Source organism: Paenibacillus sp. OT2-17 (assembly GCF_009827695.1).
In the GTDB taxonomy this organism is placed as follows: domain Bacteria; phylum Bacillota; class Bacilli; order Paenibacillales; family Paenibacillaceae; genus Paenibacillus; species Paenibacillus polymyxa_B.
Genome location: NZ_WUDQ01000612.1, coordinates 1 through 2,092, shown reverse-complemented (window position 1 = coordinate 2,092; position 2,092 = coordinate 1). Strand labels below are relative to the sequence as shown.

Below are 2,092 nucleotides of genomic sequence, written 5' to 3'. Positions count from 1 at the left end.
CCAGCAAACGACTGATCTGTGACAAGTTACCGGAAATCATCCAGTCCAGCGGACCCGCATAGGGACGCAGTCCGTTTTTATCCAGCTGAATGGAAGGCAAGCAATGTCCACCCAAACTGAATACAGCATCATAATCCCCCTGCAACCGCTCAAGCACGACGCCCTCCCCTTTCCGAAGACAAGGTCATCCCTTTAAAAAGAGTACGCCAGTGCGGATCACTCTTGTAATTCCATACATCGGCAAAAGGCATTTCCACCGCGCATACATGTGGAAGCTGCCAATCCACCTCCGTCAACTCCGTTACGCCGGAACAATTCACCACCAACAAACGAAATTCATTCGCTACCATGCCCGACAAAATACGTTCCAGTTCCTCTACTTCTTCATAGGTTCCCAGCATACGGACGAACAAGCTGCGCTTCGCCATCTGTGTTTTTGCAAAAAAACGTTCGATACGACGGTCTATCTTTTCCTTGAACTCGGGATAGGTCACCAGATCTGAGGACGTATTGCGTTCCTGCGGAAAATCATGTACCGAGATCACATTATAAGCGATATCTCTGACCATATAATTCAGTTGGCTCGTACCAACGACACTTAAATTAGGCAAATCCATAAATCCGGCAAACCGATTTTCAAGCAAGCGGTTCACATCGGACAGCGTGTCAGACATCATCCAATCCAGTACCCCGGCAAACGGCCGCAAACGGTTCTTTTCCAATTGAATGGCAGGTGTACAGTTTTGTCCCAGACTGAAGACCGCTTCATATTCCCCTGCCAGCTGTGCGAGTCTCATAGCCGCGCCTCCTTTTTTAATACGACCCTTCCCTCATATCCTGCTTGGCCCTTCTTCTGTAGTCAAAAAGGGACTTCAGGCCGTAGTTTGTTCCACTCTACATTACATGCACAGCACGGCGAAAAGGGTTGGACACCGATGCGCTTTTTGTCAAAGAGGCGTACAACTATCCAGTCCAATCCCGGCTATTTTTCATATCATATTAAGGCTGGTAACCTAACGGAATTCAAGGAGGCATCATCATATGTCCGTGTTTCTTTTAACCGTCGATCACCATCTCGCTTACCACAGCGCCCACATACAAAGCTGCCATGTGACCCTTTTCAATCGTGAAAAGAGAGCCGTCGATGTGTTGCTGGAAATGGGAAATGACAGTGGCGTTTTCCGACGGCAGCTCCTTCGATTGAACCCTTCTCCCGAAGCTGGCTCCGTGCTAGAACTCAAGGATATGGAGACCGCCCAAAATCCTTTTTACCTGCGAGTGGTAACGAGTATTTACAATCCGGAAACGCTGTTTATCCTGGCTGAATTTTTGGAAAACGGGAACATTGTCGCTAAGCGTACAGCCAGTCATTTTACCGTGACACCCTAATGAACGGGCAGAGGAGGAAGAAGGTATGTTGAAATATTCAGTTCAAAACAAAGCTGAGCCAGACACATATGCACTGCCTTTTCAGGTCACCGAACAGGAGAGCGTGCTCTCTACATTAATCATTCCTGCAAGTGAATCTGAAGGACGTATTGTCATTGAAGTCTCTTTGGCATGGGAAAATCCGCTGCTCAACTGGGATATCGGGGAGTTGGACATTCGATTGCGTCGCAATGATGAGCAGGGACCTATGCTGGATTGGTTGCAGGATTCCTGTTATCAGGAGGGATTTGCAGAGTTAAGCTATGAGGAAACGGGAGAACAGGCAGAGCCTTATGTATACTGCTTGACCGTACAATCAGCTGACCGTCGTGCTGTTGTTACGGGGCCGCTCATAATTCGAGGCTCAGTTTATGAAGATTGACGAAAAACTGGATGGACAATGAGCAAAAATAAACTAAAGGCAGGTGGGAGTTTTTAGCCCGACCTGCCTTTTTATAGGGTCTGTGCCTTCATGGTGCGGATTGTTTCAGACATTCCAAAATGTCAGCGTCTGGCAGCTTATAATCTTCCGGCAACGAAGTATTAATTCGGTTCCATATTGCGTAATCGACCTTCAGATCCGGGTGCGACTGCTGGATTTCAAAAATACGGTTGTACAAGTCTCCAACGACAGGAAAAGTCATGCTCTGCCTCCTAACTGTTG

5 protein-coding genes are annotated in these 2,092 nt (G+C 47.7%); 2 read left to right on the top strand and 3 right to left on the bottom strand.

What is annotated here, in order from left to right:
* Together GRP75_RS25220 and GRP75_RS25215 are read right to left on the bottom strand one after the other, a co-directional pair.
* On the bottom strand, positions 1-157 hold a 157-nt coding region (locus GRP75_RS25220; protein WP_337194267.1), incomplete at its 3' end, for a DUF1796 family putative cysteine peptidase.
* Complete coding sequence (locus GRP75_RS25215; RefSeq protein WP_025722220.1) at positions 150-797, bottom strand: DUF1796 family putative cysteine peptidase; 648 nt, start codon at positions 795-797, stop codon at positions 150-152. The genes GRP75_RS25215 and GRP75_RS25220, both read right to left, overlap by 8 nt.
* A gap of 244 nt (positions 798-1,041) precedes the next feature.
* Between GRP75_RS25215 and GRP75_RS25210 the strand changes: the two genes are divergently transcribed.
* The gene (locus GRP75_RS25210; RefSeq protein WP_023990095.1) at positions 1,042-1,389 is read left to right on the top strand and encodes a hypothetical protein; all 348 of its coding nucleotides are present in this window, start codon (positions 1,042-1,044) and stop codon (positions 1,387-1,389) included.
* A 25-nt stretch (positions 1,390-1,414) separates the two neighbouring features.
* Positions 1,415-1,810 carry a hypothetical protein gene (locus GRP75_RS25205; RefSeq protein WP_023990096.1) on the top strand — a complete coding sequence of 132 codons (396 nt, stop codon included), beginning with the start codon at positions 1,415-1,417 and terminating at the stop codon, positions 1,808-1,810.
* Between the two features lie 88 nt (positions 1,811-1,898).
* Here GRP75_RS25205 and GRP75_RS29365 read toward each other — a convergent pair.
* Positions 1,899-2,092: hypothetical protein (locus GRP75_RS29365; RefSeq protein ID WP_237449187.1), on the bottom strand; the 194-nt coding region annotated here is incomplete at its 5' end.

What these genes read in the sequence shown, in the direction of transcription:
- GRP75_RS25215 (WP_025722220.1), bottom strand. Translation starts at nt 797, where the DNA reads ATGAGACTCGCACAGCTGGCAGGGGAATATGAAGCGGTCTTCAGTCTG.
- GRP75_RS25210 (WP_023990095.1), top strand. Translation starts at nt 1,042, where the DNA reads ATGTCCGTGTTTCTTTTAACCGTCGATCACCATCTCGCTTACCACAGC.
- GRP75_RS25205 (WP_023990096.1), top strand. Translation starts at nt 1,415, where the DNA reads ATGTTGAAATATTCAGTTCAAAACAAAGCTGAGCCAGACACATATGCA.